14 protein-coding genes and 2 pseudogenes are annotated in these 16,664 nt (G+C 67.2%); 10 read left to right on the top strand and 6 right to left on the bottom strand.

Going from position 1 to position 16,664, the window contains the following annotated elements; translation table 11 throughout:
• Positions 1–80: 80 nt before the first annotated feature.
• Both FDZ84_RS32640 and FDZ84_RS32635 read left to right on the top strand, forming a co-directional pair.
• Positions 81–584, top strand: a complete 504-nt coding sequence (locus tag FDZ84_RS32640) for a DUF2505 domain-containing protein (protein ID WP_168588986.1) — start codon at positions 81–83, stop codon at positions 582–584.
• A gap of 382 nt (positions 585–966) precedes the next feature.
• On the top strand, positions 967–1,107 hold the full coding sequence (locus FDZ84_RS32635; protein WP_168584140.1) for a hypothetical protein: 141 nt from the start codon (positions 967–969) through the stop codon (positions 1,105–1,107).
• Positions 1,108–1,166: 59 nt separating this feature from the next.
• On the opposite strand, the gene FDZ84_RS32630 is transcribed toward FDZ84_RS32635, so the two are convergent.
• Positions 1,167–1,622 (bottom strand): VOC family protein, encoded by a 456-nt coding sequence (locus FDZ84_RS32630; RefSeq protein WP_168588985.1) that lies wholly within the window; start codon positions 1,620–1,622, stop codon positions 1,167–1,169.
• 671 nt (positions 1,623–2,293) lie between these two features.
• On the opposite strand from FDZ84_RS32630, the gene abc-f reads away from it, so the two are divergent.
• Positions 2,294–3,919, top strand: a complete 1,626-nt coding sequence (gene abc-f, locus FDZ84_RS32625) for a ribosomal protection-like ABC-F family protein (RefSeq protein ID WP_168588984.1) — start codon at positions 2,294–2,296, stop codon at positions 3,917–3,919.
• A 597-nt stretch (positions 3,920–4,516) separates the two neighbouring features.
• Positions 4,517–4,921 (top strand): cupin domain-containing protein, encoded by a 405-nt coding sequence (locus FDZ84_RS32620; protein ID WP_210435260.1) that lies wholly within the window; start codon positions 4,517–4,519, stop codon positions 4,919–4,921.
• Between the two features lie 16 nt (positions 4,922–4,937).
• Here the strand turns inward: FDZ84_RS32620 and gndA are convergent, their stop codons facing one another.
• Positions 4,938–6,377, bottom strand: a complete 1,440-nt coding sequence (gene gndA, locus FDZ84_RS32615; protein WP_168588982.1) for an NADP-dependent phosphogluconate dehydrogenase — start codon at positions 6,375–6,377, stop codon at positions 4,938–4,940.
• A gap of 973 nt (positions 6,378–7,350) precedes the next feature.
• Here gndA and ltrA point away from each other — a divergent pair.
• The 3 genes from ltrA (at position 7,351) to FDZ84_RS32600 (ending at position 11,664) form a co-directional block, all read left to right on the top strand.
• Positions 7,351–8,598, top strand: coding sequence for a group II intron reverse transcriptase/maturase (gene ltrA / locus FDZ84_RS32610; RefSeq protein ID WP_168588981.1), 1,248 nt, complete (start codon positions 7,351–7,353; stop codon positions 8,596–8,598).
• A gap of 352 nt (positions 8,599–8,950) precedes the next feature.
• Complete coding sequence (locus FDZ84_RS32605; RefSeq protein ID WP_168588980.1) at positions 8,951–11,230, top strand: ATP-binding protein; 2,280 nt, start codon at positions 8,951–8,953, stop codon at positions 11,228–11,230.
• Between the two features lie 32 nt (positions 11,231–11,262).
• Positions 11,263–11,664 (top strand): roadblock/LC7 domain-containing protein, encoded by a 402-nt coding sequence (locus tag FDZ84_RS32600; RefSeq protein WP_168588979.1) that lies wholly within the window; start codon positions 11,263–11,265, stop codon positions 11,662–11,664.
• Here the strand turns inward: FDZ84_RS32600 and FDZ84_RS32595 are convergent.
• Positions 11,635–12,852 carry an RNA-guided endonuclease TnpB family protein gene (locus FDZ84_RS32595; RefSeq protein WP_168588978.1) on the bottom strand — a complete coding sequence of 406 codons (1,218 nt, stop codon included), beginning with the start codon at positions 12,850–12,852 and terminating at the stop codon, positions 11,635–11,637. The genes FDZ84_RS32600 and FDZ84_RS32595 overlap by 30 nt on opposite strands.
• A 4-nt stretch (positions 12,853–12,856) precedes the next feature.
• A pseudogene (tnpA, locus tag FDZ84_RS32590) lies at positions 12,857–13,255 on the bottom strand (IS200/IS605 family transposase).
• Between the two features lie 253 nt (positions 13,256–13,508).
• Here tnpA and FDZ84_RS32585 point away from each other — a divergent pair.
• Both FDZ84_RS32585 and FDZ84_RS32580 read left to right on the top strand, forming a co-directional pair.
• A complete protein-coding gene (locus FDZ84_RS32585; RefSeq protein ID WP_223838482.1) occupies positions 13,509–13,883 on the top strand; it encodes a DUF742 domain-containing protein in 375 nt (124 codons plus the stop codon).
• Positions 13,864–14,451 (top strand): ATP/GTP-binding protein, encoded by a 588-nt coding sequence (locus tag FDZ84_RS32580; protein ID WP_168588977.1) that lies wholly within the window; start codon positions 13,864–13,866, stop codon positions 14,449–14,451. The genes FDZ84_RS32585 and FDZ84_RS32580 overlap by 20 nt, the downstream gene beginning before the upstream one ends.
• Positions 14,452–14,892: 441 nt before the next feature.
• Here the strand turns inward: FDZ84_RS32580 and FDZ84_RS32575 are convergent.
• Both FDZ84_RS32575 and FDZ84_RS32570 read right to left on the bottom strand, forming a co-directional pair.
• Positions 14,893–15,105: pseudogene (locus FDZ84_RS32575) on the bottom strand (L-asparagine permease); the annotation flags it as partial.
• Positions 15,047–15,796 (bottom strand): FadR/GntR family transcriptional regulator, encoded by a 750-nt coding sequence (locus FDZ84_RS32570; protein ID WP_168588976.1) that lies wholly within the window; start codon positions 15,794–15,796, stop codon positions 15,047–15,049. The gene FDZ84_RS32570 and the pseudogene FDZ84_RS32575, both read right to left, overlap by 59 nt.
• Before the next feature lie 331 nt (positions 15,797–16,127).
• Between FDZ84_RS32570 and FDZ84_RS32565 the strand changes: the two genes are divergently transcribed.
• A complete protein-coding gene (locus FDZ84_RS32565; RefSeq protein ID WP_246869264.1) occupies positions 16,128–16,601 on the top strand; it encodes a YcxB family protein in 474 nt (157 codons plus the stop codon).
• Positions 16,602–16,664 lie beyond the last annotated feature (63 nt).

Below are 16,664 nucleotides of genomic sequence, written 5' to 3'. Positions count from 1 at the left end.
CGGAGGTGACGCGAACCGGTCGCCCCCGCGACACCGGTTCATAACCGCAGCGTCGTGAAATCGGCAGTAACCTTCTCTGCATGACGCGCAGGATCGAGTACCGGAGCACCTACGAGTGGCCCGCTGCTCGGGTGTTCGCAGCGCTGACGGACTCCGACTGCCTCCGCGAGCGGCTGCGAGTGCTCGGCGGTGACAACGAGTTGGTCGAGCACGAGGCGACCGCTACCGGCGCGCGGTTCCGGATCCGCCAGGGCGTGCGCGCCGGGGCGATCCCCTCGGTGGCGCGCGCAGTCGTCGGCGGGGACCTCTCGATCGACCGCAGCGAGGTCTGGCGTCGTGAGGCCGCCGGTGGTTACGCGGCCGAAGTGACGGCGGGTGCGTTGGCCGTGCCGCAGGCGATCACGGCTTCGCAGCGGCTGCGGGACCTGCCGGCGGCGGGGTGCGAGTTCGTCGTAGAGGGCGATGTGAAGGTGGGCATCCCGTTGCTCGGCGGCAAACTGGAAGACCTCTTCGCGAGTGAGGTGCACAGCCTCCTGGCGGCCGAGCACGAATTCACGGTCGACTGGTTGTCCCGGCACGGCTGACAACCTGGCTCTGCTTCCAAGTGCCGATGTCCGCGATGACGCGCTGTCCGATGAGGAGTGCTCTCGTGGTCGGCACCCAGCGGGTGACTTCCGCGCCCGCCTTCCGGGCGGATCCTGTCATCCGTCCACAGTGTCCGGAGCGCGCGTCGCACCGTGCCCAGACGGGTCAGGTGTCCGGCCGGTGGTGATCTGCCCAGCGTCCGGGACCGGTGCGCGGGAAGCCGCGCTGGTCAACACGGTGCGCCCCGACTATCGCCTGCCGGCTCCGAATCGGCACTCCGCTTGGGGCATGCGACTGCGGCGGTCCTGTTTGGACGAGTGCCGACCGGCATGAACTGGTGGGCTTCTACGGGCACCGCTCGAACCCGACGGAGTCGCGAAGATGCGTGCCGTGGCCGAGGAGAACCCGGATCTCGTCACCGAGCACGGCGGCGTCAACCCCAGCGAGCACGGCACGGCCTGGACCGCAGCGAGTTCAACCGGCAGATCTTCGAGGATGAAACTCCACGAGGCGATGCGATAGGAACGTCCCAGCCGGCCGCTGCCGGGCGAGGCATCGTCCAGCAGCGGCATCCCGCCGGGTCAGCGTCCCGAATCCGCCGGCCGGTCGGCGAAGATCCCTTCGAGCATCCCGGTGGCCTGGCCGACTTCGATCAGGTAACCGTCGGGATCGCGCATGTAGCAGCGGATCTCGGCCTTGCGGTCGATGGGTTCGGTGAGGAACTCGGCGCCCTTCCGGCGCGCCGCGGAGTGGAAGGCGGCGATGTCGGCCACGCGCACGTTCATGAAGGCCGACACCGTGGTGGGCCGATCCGGGGGCTCCAGGACGACGTCGGGCTTGTCGGGAGTGGGACCGCCACCCGGGTTCATGATGATCCACGAATTGGCGACCTTGACGATCGCCGGGTTCTCCTCCAGCACGACCCGTCCGCCGAAGATGTCGGCGTAGAACTCCCGTGAGCGGGCGACGTCGCGCACGGTGAGGAAATGCGTGATGACGAGGCCTTCCTCGGGTGTCGGCCAGTCCTCTCGAAGCATGAGCCTCCTTTCGCGGTACCGACCGGTACCTGAATCGGCGTTCGGCTCCGCGAGCGGTGGGTGGACCCCGACCAACAATGGAACACCCGGTTGGCGGCGGACGCAGCGCGACCGCCACCGATGCCTTCCCGCCTCGGGGATTCACGCACTCCCAGGTCCAGGCGCCGTCTTCGCCTCGTGGTGCGGCCGGGCCCACTCGCGGAGGGTCGCGGCGCGGATCTTCGAACCCGTTCGTACCAGATGCGGTGGGCATCCGGTCGATGACGTGGTTCGCCGGGGGCACCTCGAACCGGGCGAGGGTCTTCGCGCACCAGGCGCCCGGTTCTTCCGGTTCCGCGGGCCTGTCGAGCACGACGAAACCCACCGCTTCCGTCGCACGGCTGCTGAAAGTCGGCTCGCCGTCCACTTCGGCACCGGCCCGGGCGTCCTCGGCCGGGCAGCGATCTGCAAAACCCGGTGGCACCGCCCGGAGCCCTGTTGCTACGGTGGAGTGGATTGCGAGTGAGGGAGACCAGACGTGATTGGTGACGACGACATCTCCGGGTGATACCCGGACGTGATCTGCCACCTGCAGGCGCTCGTGTGCGCCGCCGTCGTGGCCATGTCGTCGTTCCATCGTTCTTCTCCGGGCCGCCTTGGTGCGCCCGCATCACCCACGAGGGCTCTCACACATGTCCGATGCGTTCATCACCTGCTCCAACCTGTCCTTTTCCTGGCCGGACGACACGCCGGTCTTCCAGGACCTCTCCTTCACCATCGGCGGCGGCCGCACCGGTCTCGTGGCCCCGAACGGCGCGGGCAAGAGCACGCTGCTGAAGCTGATCGCCGGCGAGTACCGGCCGACCGGAGGTTCCGCGTCCGTCGAAGGGGTGCTCGGCTACCTCCCGCAGAGCTTGCCTCTGGATGGCGATCCGGCCGTGGCCGAGGTCCTGGGCATCGCGCCGGTGCTCCGGGCCCTTGCTGCCATCGAGTCCGGGGATGCGAGCGAGGAGAACTTCGCCGCGGTCGGCAATGACTGGGACATCGAGGAACGCACCCGCGCACAGCTGGAAAGGCTGGGCCTCGGGGACGTCTCCTTGACCCGGCGCCTGCACACCCTCAGCGGCGGCCAGGTCGTCTCGCTCGGCCTGGCGGCACAGCTGCTGAAGCGGCCCGACGTGTTGCTACTCGACGAACCGACCAACAACCTCGACGTCGACACGCGCCGCAAGCTCTACGGCGTGCTCGAAGACTGGCAGGGCTGCCTGCTGCTGGTCAGCCACGACCGGACGCTGCTCGACCGCATGGACCGCATCGCCGAACTGGACCAGGGCGAGATCCGATACTACGGCGGGAACTTCACGGTGTACGAGGAGACCGTGCACGCCGAGCGCGAGGTCGCGGAGAAGAACATCCGCAGCGCAGAGCAAGAGGTCAAGCGCGAGAAGCGGGAGATGCAGCAGGCCCGCGAGCGGGCGCAGCGCCGGGCCAGCAACGCCGCCCGCAACATCGAGAGCGCTGGGCTGCCGAAGATTCTCGCCGGGGCGCGGAAGCGACGCGCCCAGGAGTCGGCGGGGAAGGCCGACGAGACGCACGCCGCGCGGCTCAACCAGGCCAAGGCGCGGCTCGACGAGGCCGAACGTGCGTTGCGCGATGAGCAGCGGATCGCGCTGCAGCTGCCCGGGACCAACGTTCCGGCCGGGCGCACGGTCTTCCTCGGCGAAGGGATGCGGGTTCGCCGCGGGGAGCGAGACTTCTTCGCGGGCGAAGGCGTCTCCCTGTCGATCCGGGGGCCCGAGCGGATCGCGCTGACCGGGCCCAACGGCGCCGGGAAGTCCACGCTGCTGCGCGTGATCAACGGCGATCTGGAGGGCGGCAGCACGAAACACGCCGTTGGCCGTATCGCCTACCTCTCGCAACGGCTGGACCTGCTGGACCTCGACCGCACGGTGCTGGAGAACTTGGTTGCCTTCGCGCCGGAAATGCCGGAGTCGCAGCGGATGCACTTGCTCGCCCGATTCCTGTTCCGCGGCACCCGCGTGCACCTTCCGGTCGGGGTGCTCTCCGGCGGCGAGCGGCTGCGCGCGACCCTGGCCTGCGTCCTGTTCGCCGAACCGGCCCCCCAACTCCTGCTGCTCGACGAACCGACCAACAACCTCGACCTGGTGAGCGTCGGGCAGCTCGAAAGTGCGCTCAACGCCTACGAAGGCGCGTTCGTGGTGGTGAGTCACGACGAGCGGTTCCTCGCGAACATCGGCGTGAACCGCTGGCTTCGCCTCGCCGACGGCAGCCTGGTGGAAACTGGCGCACCAGCCTGAAACGGGCGCTGGCAACGCCGACCGTGAGTCTTCTGGGTTGCTGTAGCAGCCAGAAGACTCACGGCACTACCAGCCGGCCGCGGCGCGGACCTCGGCGGCGAGGCTCGTCGGCGGCTCGTGGGAGGAGTCCAGCACGAGGTCGTCGAGTCCGGCCGCGTCGGATCTCGGCGAGTTCGTTCGTGCGGTCCAGGCGCCAGCGCAGGCTGGGTTCGTCGTCAGCGTGCCGGTCCCGGAGGCGGTCTCGGGCCACGGAGGGGTCGACGACGAGCCGGACCAGCAGGATGCCGGTCGAGTCTGACGCGCCCGGTCGCGGGCCCCAGCAGCCCCAGTTGTCACTTCCGAAGCACACGTCGCCGCCTGTCGTCCAATCCGGTAGCGGTATCGGCCCGGGTGCCCCCAGCCCTGGGCGGCTTCGCTTTTCCGGCGTTATGGTGCCCAAGTCCGCGGTGCTTCGCACCGCGTGCTTGGGGGAATCAAATGCTGGTTCGTTGTGCGCCGCCAGGTCGTCGAGACACCCGCGAACGCGCCGTCCGCGCGTTCGCGGCCCGCCCGAACGCGCATTCGAGTTGGCGTTTCACTGGAAAGGAATGGATCGTCGTGACCGACGTCGCAGAGTTCGCGCTGTCCAGCCTCGCAACGGTGGTCCGGATCGAAAAGCCCTGGGGCTACGAAGAGATCTTCGCCGTTGTGCAAGGCCGATACGTCGGCAAGGTGCTGCACATCCGCGCGGGTGAGGCGCTTTCGCTGCAGTACCACGAGAAGAAGGAGGAAACGGTCGCTGTCCAGTCCGGCTTCGCGCTGCTCGACATCGGGCCCAGCCGGACGTCGCTGTTCCGAATGGAGCTCAGCCCCGGCCAGACGGCGAGCATCCCGTCCGGGGTTCTGCACCGGATCATCGCGGTGTCCGACGTGGTCCTGCTGGAAGCCTCCACGGCGGATCCGGGGTGGCAGGCGGACGTCGTCCGCCTGGAAGACCGCTACGGCCGCGCCGTAACCGCGTAGCCGGGGCGGAAGCGAGTCAGGCCGGCACTTCGGAGTGGTCTGCCGCCCAGAGGGTGTGGAACGAGCCTTCGCGGTCGGTCCGGCGGTAGGTGTGGGCACCGAAGTAGTCGCGTTGGCCTTGGGTGAGCGCGGCCGGGAGCCGGTCCGCGCGCAGCGCGTCGTAGTAGGCGAGTGCCGCCGCGAATCCCGGTGTCGGCACGCCCTGGGTGGTGGCGGCGACCAGTACCGCCCGCCAGTCGTCCTGGGCGGCGGTAATCTCCTGCGCGAACGTCCGGTCGGAGAGCAGGCTCGGCAGGTCGGGGCGCGAATCGTAGGCGGCGCGGATGCGGTCTAGGAACGCGGCGCGGATTATGCAGCCGCCACGCCAGATCGAGGCGATCGCACCCAGGTCGATGTTCCAGTCGTATTCCGCGCTGCCTGCGGCGATCTCGTGGAAGCCCTGCGTGTAGGACACGATCTTGGACGCGTACAACGCCTGCTCGACCTGGTCGGCGAACGCGGCCGCCTCGGAGCTGCCCAGCGGTCTCGCCGCGGGGCCCGCGAGCCCGTGGGAGGCTTCGCGCAGCGCGGTGTGGCCGGACAGCGAGCGGGCGAAGACCGCTTCAGCGATGCCCGGCACCGGTACGCCCAGTTCGAGCGCGAGCTGCACGGTCCAGCGTCCGGTGCCCTTCTGCTCCGCCTGGTCGGCGACCACGTCCACGAACGGCTTGCCAGTCGCGGCGTCCACATGGGACAGGACCTCGGCGGTGATCTCGATCAGGTAGGAGTCGAGGCGGCCGGTGTTCCAGGTGCGGAAGATGTCGGCGATCTGGGCGGGGGAGAAGCCCGCGACGTCGCGCAGCAGCTGGTAGGCCTCGCCGATCAGCTGCATGTCCGCGTATTCGATGCCGTTGTGCACCATCTTCACGAAATGGCCGGCGCCGTCGGGGCCGATGTGCGTCACGCAGGGTGCGCCGTCGGCGGCCTTCGCGGCGATCTTCTCCAGCATGGGTCCGAGGGAGTCGTAGGACTGCGTGGATCCGCCGGGCATGATGCTGGGTCCGTGCAGCGCGCCTTCTTCGCCGCCGGAGATGCCGGTGCCGACGAAGTGGATGTCGTGCTCGCGCAGTTCGCGCTCCCGGCGTCGCGTGTCGGCGAAGTGCGCGTTGCCACCGTCGATGATCATGTCGCCCGGTTCCAGCAGGGGCGCGAACTCCTGGATGACGGCGTCGGTGGGATCACCGGCCTTGACCATGATCACGAGGCGGCGGGGGCGTTCCAGCGCGGCGACGAAATCGGCCGGGGTTTCGGTCGCGACGAAGTCGCCTTCGTGGCCGAATTCGTCCATGAGCGCCCGGGTCTTCGACGCGGTGCGGTTGTGCACGGCGACCGCGTAGCCGTTGCGCGCGAAGTTGCGGGCGAGGTTGCGCCCCATGACGGCGAGCCCGGTGACGCCGATCTGCGCTGAAGTGCTCATGCGGATAGCTCCTGTGGGTTGCGTCGTCGACGCGGCGCGGGTGTGTTGACCCGACAATTCTCGAACAGCAGCCGACCCGGCGCAGGGTTCCCGACCGCGCTCATTGCCGGGAGCGTCAGCTGCCGGAAAAGGGTTTCCGGATCTTGCGGGTCATGGGCGGAGTTCTCCGACGATCTCCAGGCGGCGTTCGTGGTAGGCGACGTCTTCCGAGTCGTGGACTGTTCCCCGTTCCTCCGCCTGATGGAAGAATGCGGCATCGCGGCGCAACCGGTGGCGGATCATCAGGTGGGGAAGCGCCGGCCCTACCGGTCACACGCGGTCGGCCGGCTCACCCGGGAATCAAGTTCGGCTGCCGTAGCTCAGAGGCGTTGTTGCGCCAAGAGCGCAGAAAGGAGTCGTATGTAGGTATCGACTCACTAGATGTGTTGCTGTGTGAGAGATGAAGGAGTTCGGGGCCCTTCGGCATCGTTCTGCGGGGAATGGTGTCAAACCACCTCATGGTGCCTTAGCTGAAGACTGTGGTGCTGAGCGATGAGGAAAAGGCATCCGTTTGAGGTGTCAGGTAGGGAACAGGAAGGCGAACGTGAGTGAACCGCTGATGAAGTGTCGTTACTTAGAAATCGGCATCAGAACCGGGGTGACCAATGCGATCCCGGGATGAGTCTGGCGGGAGTCCCGTTTATTGGCCAGGCGGTGCCCGGCACAGAGGCGGCGTGAGCCTGTTCTGCGGCTCTTGCACGGAACTTGGGAAGGCGGGTTCGGGTTCCGATATGTCCGCCCGGCTTTGTCGGGTGGTGAGAGGGAGAGCATTGAGCGACAGAAATCGTGAGGTGTTGAGTACCGTTGCGGAATCCGCTGGCGGACCGGCTCGTAGTAGTGATGAAACTCCTGTAATGGGGGTGGAGCGAAGGCGCCGGCTCATCGAGGTTTGTTCGCGCGAGCAACCAGAGCGTTCGTTCTGGGAGGACGAAGAGTGAGCAAGTCAGGTCAGAAGAGCAGGTCGTTTCAGATACCGAAGCAGCTTGTGTGGGAGGCGTATAAACGGGTTGCGGCGAACAAGGGTGCCGCTGGGGTGGACAAGATGTCCGTAGACGAGTTCGAGGCCGATCTTCAGGGAAACCTGTACAAGATTTGGGTTCGGATGTCGTCCGGGACGTATTTCCCGCCTCCGGTGCGTGCGGTGGAGATACCGAAACCGCATGGTGGAACGAGGATTCTTGGGGTGCCGACGGTGGCGGACCGTGTCGCGCAGACAGTGGTGGCGTTGCGGCTGGAACCACGGACGGAGTCGATCTTTCATCGCGACTCGTACGGGTACCGGCCGGGACGTTCGGCGCATGACGCGCTGCGGAAATGTCGTCAGCGGTGCTGGGAGAGCAACTGGGTGGTCGATCTGGACATCCAGAAGTTCTTCGACACCTTGGATCATGAACTCGTCCTTAAAGCGGTGGAGGCCAACACCACCGACCGATGGGTGTTGTTGTATGTGAAACGGTGGCTGACAGCGCCGTTGCAACTACCCGATGGTGCCGTGACGGAACGAGTCCGCGGAACGCCTCAAGGGTCGGCGGTTTCACCCGTGCTGGCGAACCTGGTTCTGCATTATGCGATGGACCTGTGGCTGGAACGGGAGTTCCCGACCGTGGGTTTTGAGCGTTACGCAGACGATGCCGTGCTGCACTGCACGACCGAGTATCAAGCACAAAGAGTGCGCGATGCTCTCGCGGAGAGATTGGAAAACTTGGGACTTCAGTTACATCCCGAGAAAACCAAGATCGTGCTCTGCAAGGACGATAACCGGCGAGGCTCGCATGAGTACACGTCGTTTACGTTCTTGGGGTATGAGTTCCGGGCACGTAGCGCGCAGAATAGGAACGGGCAACTGTTCACCACATTCTCGCCTGCGGTCAGTCCTGACGCGCTCAAAGCGATGAGTCGTAAAGTGCGGGGCTGGCGCATCCATAAGCGCAGCAATACCGACCTCGCGGACCTAGCCGAATGGATCAACCCGATCGTGCGTGGTTGGATGAACTACTACGGCAGGTTCAACAAATCGAGGTTACAGCGTCTCCTGCAACGCATCAACACCTACCTGGTGCGATGGGCACGCAACAAGTATCGACGACTGGGAACCTTCAAGAAAGCCAAACGGTGGTGGCGCGGACTCATCAATCGAGAGCCCGCACTATTCGTCCACTGGAAATGGGTAACCACGTTCTAACGATTGATGAGAAGAGCCGTGTAACGGGAGACTGTTAAGCACGGTTCTGTGAGGGCCGGGGGGTGAGATTCCCCCCGGCTACTCGGCACCCAAGATCACCTTCAGCACGGAGACCGGCCGCTCAACCCTCACGAACCCGCTGAATGTTTACGCCTCGCCGAACTGCCTACCATCATCCGCATTATCGCAGCGCTCGAATTCTACCGCCTTGGGTGGTAACGCTCGTGAATAACGCTCTGAATTGATCGACCCGCCCACAAGCTCTCCTTCTATAATCCGGGATGGATGGTTCATGCCCGAAACCCGCAGGTATTCCAAAATCAGATTCCCGAGTCTGCCGCAGCCGAAATCGGTGCGCGCGAAAACCGTGGCGCTGCTCGCCGTTCCGGTGGTCTCGCTCATGGCGCTGTGGTCGCTGGCCACGGTCTCGGCGGTGCAGAACGCCTGGACGCTGCACCAGGTCGAGGAGCTCAACGAGAAGCTGGCTGGTCCAGTGCGGAACCTGTTCGACAGCCTGCAGGGCGAGCGCGCCGCGGCCGTGCAGTACCTGGCCGCTCCGCGGGCCGCGGGGGAGCAGGCGCTCTCCGCGCAGCGTGCGCGCACGGCCGAGGCCGCGACAGCGCTGCTCGACGGCGTGACCGTGGCCAAGGCCGACATAGCGAGCCTCGCCCCCGAGGTGAACCAGCGCATCAACGTTCTCGTGCAGGGCCTCGACCAGGTTCGGGATGAGCACCCGCGCCTGGTAGCGAAGCAAACGGACTGGTACAGCGCCTACAACGCGTATACCGCCGCGATCGACGATGCCTTCGCGGTGGGCGAGGTGTTGACGGGGGTGCAGGACGGGCAGGCCGCGGCCACCGCCCGGGTCGTCCTGCAGCACAGTCGCGTGGCCGAGATGATCGCGCGCCAGGACGCGGTGGCGACCTCGGCGCTCGTTTCCGGGCGGATGACACCGGAGCAGCACCGGGCGTTCGCCGGCGCCCTCGGCGGCCAGCAGGTGCTTACCGCCAGCTTGCTGCCCGACCTCCCGGATGCGAACCGGGCCGCATACCAGCAACTCGTCGACGGCGACGCCTACCGGTCACTCAGCGCGATGCAGAGCGAAATGCTCGACACGGCCACCAGCACGTTCTCCCTCGACCAATGGCGCGGCGCGGTGCGAGTCCTGGAGCAGGCGGTGGACGCCAGCCAGGCCAATGCGCGTGCCGTGGGCGCTGCGCAGGCGGAATCGGCTGGCCAGTCGGTGACGACCCAGGCGGCGCTGACGGTGATCCTCGGTCTGCTCGCCGTGCTGCTCGCGTTGGTGGTCTCCGTCCGGATCGGTCGGGGCATGGTGATCGAGCTGGTCGGCCTGCGCGACTCGGCGTTGGAGCTGGCGAATCGGCGGCTCCCGCAGGCGATGCGGCGGATCCGGACCGGGGAGAAGATCGACATCGAGGCCGACGTCCCGGTGGTCGCGCCCGGCGAGGGCGAGATCGGCCAGGTCGGCGATGCGCTCAACGCGGTGCAACGCGCGGCGCTGCAGGCCGCGGCCGAGCGCGCCGAACTGCTCACGGGCGTCTCCGGCGTGTTCGTCAACCTGGCCCGGCGCAGCCAATCCCTGGTGCACCGGCAGCTCGGCATCTTGGACGCGATGGAGCGCCGAACGGAGGATCCGGCGGCGCTCGAAGACCTGTTCCGGGTCGACCACCTGGCGACGCGGATGCGCCGCCACGCCGAGGGGCTGATCATCATGTCCGGTGCCACTCCCGGCCGGGCCTGGCGCCAGCCGGTGCCGTTGATGAACCTGGTCCGCTCGGCCGTCTCCGAGGTCGAGGCCTACGCGCGCGTCGAAATCCGCCGGATGCCCCAGCTGTCCGTGCTCGGCTCGTCGGTTTCCGACATCACGCACCTGTTCGCCGAACTGGTGGAGAACGCCACCACTTTCTCGCCGCCCGACAGCACCGTGCTGGTGCACGGCGAGCCGGTCGGCACCGGGTTCGTCGTGGAGATCGAGGACCGCGGCCTGGGCATGAGCCCGGAGCGGCTGGACGAGGCCAACCGCTTGATCGCCGAAGCGCACCAGCTGGAGCTGTTCGAGGGCGACCGGCTGGGCCTGTTCCTGGTGAGCCGCCTGGCAAACCGGCAGGGCTGCACCGTGTCGCTGCGTCGCTCTCCCTACGGTGGTACCACGGCGGTGGTGCTGCTTCCGATGTCGATCCTCGCTTCGGAACCGGCCTCGGAGCCGCCTGAATGGCCGTCCGAGTCGTTCGCGGCGCCCGACGATCAACCCGCTGCGCTGCCGAAGAAGGCGGTCGCGACGCGGCTTCCGGTCCGGGTACCGGCGAAGGTCGAGCCCCCGGCGCCGACGCGGCAGCCGGTCTGGCGGGAGCCGGCGGCGATCGGCGCGGCCTCGGCCGAGGAAGCCCCGGCCGAGGAAGCCGCTGTCGAAGTCGAGCAGGACACCGAAGTCCTGCCCCGCCGGACCCGGCAGGCGAGCCTCGCCCCTGGGCTGCAAGCAACCGATTTCCGGGACAGTAAGACCGAGTCGGCCCCGACGGCCTCGCTGTCGCCGGAGCAGGCGCGAAGCATGATGTCCGCGCTGCAGCAGGGGTTCGCCCGCGGGCGCGGCGCACCGACCGACGACGCCTGAACCCCTTCCACCGCAAATCGAGGAGCAAACCGATGTTTGGGACGGCCGAACATTCCGGGGAGTTGAGCTGGCTCTTGGACGAGCTGGTCCACAACGTGCCGCGAGTCACGCTCGCGCTGCTGCTGTCCAACGACGGGCTGGCCATGGCGGTTTCCTCGGGGGTCAGCAACGAGGACGGCGAACACCTCGCCGTTGTCGCGTCGGCGCTGCATAGCCTCGCCAAGGGCACCGGACGGCACTTCGACGCCGGTTCCGTCCGCCAGGCCATGATCGAACTGGATGGCGGTTACCTGTTCGTCGTGGCCGCCGGCGGCGGCACGTGCCTCACGGTCTTCGCCGAGGCGGGTGCAGACATCGGCCTCGTCGCCTACGAGATGGCGCGCCTGTTGACGTCCTTCCCACGGCTAAAGCCGGGGGATTCCAACCAGCGCTAACGCCGGTTGCGGTTCCTGCTTCACGGACCGCCTAACGGCGAGGTCTCCACAGGCTGTCACCGCCCGTCCGGCGGCGAGAATGTTCTTCGCCGCGTTCACGTCAGCGTGCGCCGTGTGGCCGCACTGGGTACACCGGAAAACCGCTTGGCTCTCACGGCTTTCCGGGTCCACAGCACGGCACACCGCGCACGTCTGCGACGTGTACGCAGCAGGCACCTTCACGATCTCGCTGCCGGTATAGCGGGCAGCGTTACGCAGGGCCAGTTCAAGCTTGTGCCAGCCTTTGTCGAGGATGGCGCGGTTCAGGCCGGACTTTTGGGCGACGTTCCGGCCGGGTTCTCCGGCGGTTCCGCTCGCCGACCGGGTCATGTTCCGGGTACGGAGGTCTTCCAGCACGACCAGCGCGTTGCGGTCGGTGAGCTCGGCCGCGACCTGCGAGCAGAAGTCCGCTCGCCGGTCGCGTTCGCGCCGCTTCAACCGGCGCATCTTGCCGAGCGTCTTCTTACGGTTTGCGCTGCCCCGCTTCTGCCGGGAAAGCTTCTGCTGCAACCCGCGGTAACGCTCATCCTCGCCAGGCGAGACGAAATCGCGGTCAATGAGCTTGCCGTCACTGGTAGCTACCGCTGCCGCGACTCCACGATCGACACCGACGCCGCTGTGGGGTGCGGCGTGCCGTTCTGGGGTGATGGCGCCGTCGTCGACGAGGAACGACACGAACCAGTCCCGGCCGTCGCGGGACACTGTCGCGGACCGCACGGCACCGCCGAGCTGGCGGGTCATGCGGAACTGCACCCACCCCAGCTTCGGGAGCTTCGCCCGTCCCCACCGCTTGTTCAGCCGCTCGACCTCGATGAGCTTGCCCATCGGGAACCGCAACGACGGGTTCCAACGCTGCTTGCCGCGCCACTTAACCCGGAACGTGCCGTGGTCGCGGCACGCCCGGTCCAGGTCCTTCAACGCCTGCTGGAGGATGTGCGACGGCACGGTCTGCAACCAGTCGTGCTCGGTTTTCGCGTCGGCGAGCTGTCCGGCTTGCTCGTTGTAGTTCATCCACGCCCCCCGCCGCCGGTACTCGCGGCGTTGTTCCAGGGCGGTGTTCCACACTGCCCGGCAGATATTGCCGAACTCCTCGCACTGGGCGGCCTGCGCGGTGGTGAGCTTCAAGCGGTAGCGACGTCCCGTCAGCATCGGCTCACCGGGCCTTCTGCTGTTCGACGTAGCGCTTGATGACCGACAGCGGTGCGCCGCCGACCGTCGCGACGAAGTAGCTGTTGGTTCACAGCGTCGGAAGCTTCGACCGCAACCACGGGAACTCTTCCCGCAACACCCGCGACGAACGTCCCTTAATCGCTTTGACCAGCTTGTGCACCCCGTACTGCGGGTCGACTTCGACGAGAACGTGAACGTGGTCCGGCATCGTTTCCAGCTCCACCAGCCACGCCCCCTTCTCCTCGACGACTTCCCGGATGAGCTGCTTCAAGCGTTCCTCCATCCGGCCACCGATGACCCGGCGCCGGTATTTCGGGCACCACACGACGCGGAACGCGCACTGAAAGGTGATGTTCGCGTTCGATCGCAGCGTGACGGCCATACCCAGAACTATACAGCACCGAACTATCTAACGTTGGCAGGGTTACCGCTGGGCACGTCAGGATCGGACTCGACGTGCTAACCCCACAGATAAATCCGGGGGTCTGCGCACTACGTCTACCTGATCAACCAGGTCGGCGACCACATGCACGCCGCCGAACGCTCACGCGGCGAATCCGGAGGCGCACTATGACGCACCCGGCGCGGCGCGGGGGAGGCCGCAAGCCGTCCGCAGCCGGAGAAGGCGGCCGGCCGTGAGCGGGGCCGGTCAGAACTGGTACGACGACGATGCGGGCCCCCTGGTGCGGCTGTACGCGATGACCGGGGGACGTGCCCAGCCGCGCCGCGGCGTCCTGGACATCATCACGCTCGTCGTGGCCACCACGGCCCCCGAACACGACCTGACGCTCACCCCCGAACAAGCCGGAATTCTCAACCTCTGCCGGGGCCGACAGCTGTCGGTCGCGGAGATCGCCGCCCGCGCGGACCTGCCGTTGAGCGTCGTCCGGGTGCTGCTCGCCGATCTCCTCGACGCCGGACACGTCCACGTAGAACGCCCCACACCACCGCGCGAACTGCCCGGTGAAGACCTCCTGCAGGAAGTGATCAATGGCCTTCGCGCGCTCTGAAGAACGGACCGGCTCACCCCGCACCGCGCTGAAGATCCTGATCGCCGGCGGGTTCGGCGTCGGCAAGACGACGATGGTCGGCGCGGTCAGCGAAATCCGGCCGCTGCACACCGAGGAGCAGCTCACCGAGGCCGGGCGCGGCGTGGACTCCACCAGCGGTGTGGAGCAGAAGACCACCACAACTGTGGCGATGGACTTCGGCCGCATCACGCTGCAGGACAAGTTCGCGCTGTACCTGTTCGGCACGCCCGGGCAGGACCGCTTCTGGTTCTTCTGGGACGACATCGCGCAGGGCGCGCTCGGCGCGGTCGTGCTTGCGGACACCCGCCGCCTGCGGGACTGCTTCGCGGCGGTGGACTACTTCGAGAGCCGCGAGATCCCGTTCATCGTGGCGGTCAACCACTTCGCGGGCTCGCGGCGCTTCGGCGCGGAGGAGGTAGCCACGGCGCTCGACCTCGACCCAGGCATCCCGGTCGTCCCGTGCGACGCCCGCGACCGCGACTCGGCCAAGGAAGTCCTGATCGCCCTGGTGGAACACGCCAGCCACATATACGCCAAACGCCGATGACCGGGGATCCGCTGTGGACGGACCAAGGGGTGTGAGCGCCGAAGCTTTCGGCACTCGCACCCCTTGCTCGTTCGTCAGCTCTTCAGGACGTCGGCGACGTTCAGGTCGTCGCGGGTGAACCGGGCGAGCAGCGTCGCGTCGACGCCCGCCAGCTCCAGGGCCAGACGCTCTCTACGAGGCCGTCCCGCAGCACGTGCACGAGCGGCACGTGCGCGGGAACGCCGACCGGGGGCGTCCGGGTCATGCGCCGGCCTTTTCGAGCACCGAGGTGTCGATCTGCTTGCGGACCCGGAACCAGCCGATGACCAGCGCGATGATGATCAGCGGCAGGGCCATCAGGGTGAGCCGGCCGATTTCGTCGAAGGTGGGAGAGCACGGTGACGAACGGGCTCTCGCCCTTGCTGTAGCCGTCCCACGGCATGAGCATCGCCAGCAGCACGACGCGAACGACCCGCACACCGCGTAGGCGATCGCCAGCGACGGGCCGGCCTGCGCGAGCCGGCCACCGGCTCCGAGGAACAGCCCGGTGCCGATCGCCCCGCCGATGGCGATCATGTTGATGTGCCGCGCTTTCAGCAACTTGCTGTAACCGGCGTCACCGGCGTCGGCGGGCCCGTCGCCACGTTGCGACGGCCGCAGGGTCTGGTCGGTCATTGGATTCAGACTTCCCGTTCTCATCCACTGCGGGAGCCGCGGTCGCGGTCTTGGGCCCGACGATGTTGCTGAGCGTGCTTTCGACACGCGTCAGGTGCTGGGTCATCGCCTCGGTCGCGGCGAGTTCGTCGCCGCGACCGATCGCTTCGAGGAGTATCCGGTGCTCGACGTTGGACGCCGTGCGCCGGTCGGTGAGCTGGTTGAGCAGGGTCGACTGCCTGGCCAGCGCGTCCCGGATCTCCTCGATCACCTTCCCGAAGACCGGGTTGCCCGATGCCTGGGCGATGGTGATGTGGAACAGCGAGTCCAACGCCACCCAAGCGGTGTTGTCGGTCTCCTGCTCCATCCGCTCCACCAGTTCGGTGAGTGCATCCAGGTGGTCCGAGGTGTGCCGCTGGGCGGCGTAGGCCGCGGCCGGGACCTCCACGTGCCGTCGGACTTCGAGGATGTCCCGCGCCGAGTAGGGACCGAACACCGGGTTGTCGACTGGCCGGTTGGAGACCACGAACGTGCCCTTGCCGGTCTTCGACGCCGTCAGGCCGAGGGCCTGGAGGCCCCGCAGCGCCTCCCGGACGACCGACCGGCTGACTTCGAACTCCTTGCCGAGGCTGGCCTCGGCAGGCAGCTTGTCGCCGACCGCGTACTCGCCCCGCTCGATCGCGTCGCGCAGGTGGGCGAGGACTGCTTCCATCGCGCCGATGCGCCGGACGCCATGCCTGGCTGTCCGGCTGTCGGACAGGTTAATGGCACGAAAGAGTGAATGCGAAGCGCGCTGCTGTCAAGGTGGGTCGAGTCATACGTTGGATTAAGGTGAAATTTACCGGTTTGATGCCTGTGTGACCGCTGTCGGACGACTGTGCCCGGTGCTTCGATCGAGCCCTCGAGCGGCTGGTGTGCCCGCGTCTCGCGACTCGAGGGCGCGTCGATCGGCGCTCCCTCAACCGCGCCGAGGAAGTTGCAGTCTCGATACCTGCCCGGGGCCGTGAAAACGGTGGTGCGCGCCCTAATATGCACCGGTGCAGATGTACTTCGAGGTCCCCTACGACGCGCAGCAGCTGCGGCGCACCATCCGGTTCCTGGTTCGCAACCAGCTGATGCTCATCCGCATCCTTGGCGGGGTGCTCGCGCTGCTGGGGCTCCTCCTGGTCGTGCTGGACCCATCGGACCCGTTCGGGTACACGGCGGTGGTCGGCGGACTGGTGCTGGTGTTCGCGATCGGGCCGATCCTGGTGGCGGTGGTGATGCGGATGCAGGCCGCGGCCATCAAGCAGGGATTCCGCCTGGTGCTCAACGACGAGTGGATGCAGATCTCCTACCCGTTGTGCGAGTCGCGGCTCTGGTGGGCCGGTCTCGGGCGCGCGGTGGAAACTCCCGAGGTCTGGTACGTGATGTTCGGCAAGGCGCAGGCCGTGGTGGTCCCGAAGGGCGTGATGACCCCGCAGCAGCAGGCCGAGTTCGCGGACTTCGTCGCGCGGCTGCGGCCCGCCCCGGCCTGACGAGGCGGACCCGCACATGTCCTTTCCCCGCACGGGTTTTCACCGCTGGCGCTAAGATCGTCC

Source organism: Saccharopolyspora sp. ASAGF58, assembly GCF_012277335.1.
GTDB lineage: Bacteria > Actinomycetota > Actinomycetes > Mycobacteriales > Pseudonocardiaceae > Saccharopolyspora > Saccharopolyspora hattusasensis.
This window is presented reverse-complemented; position numbering and strand designations above follow the sequence as displayed.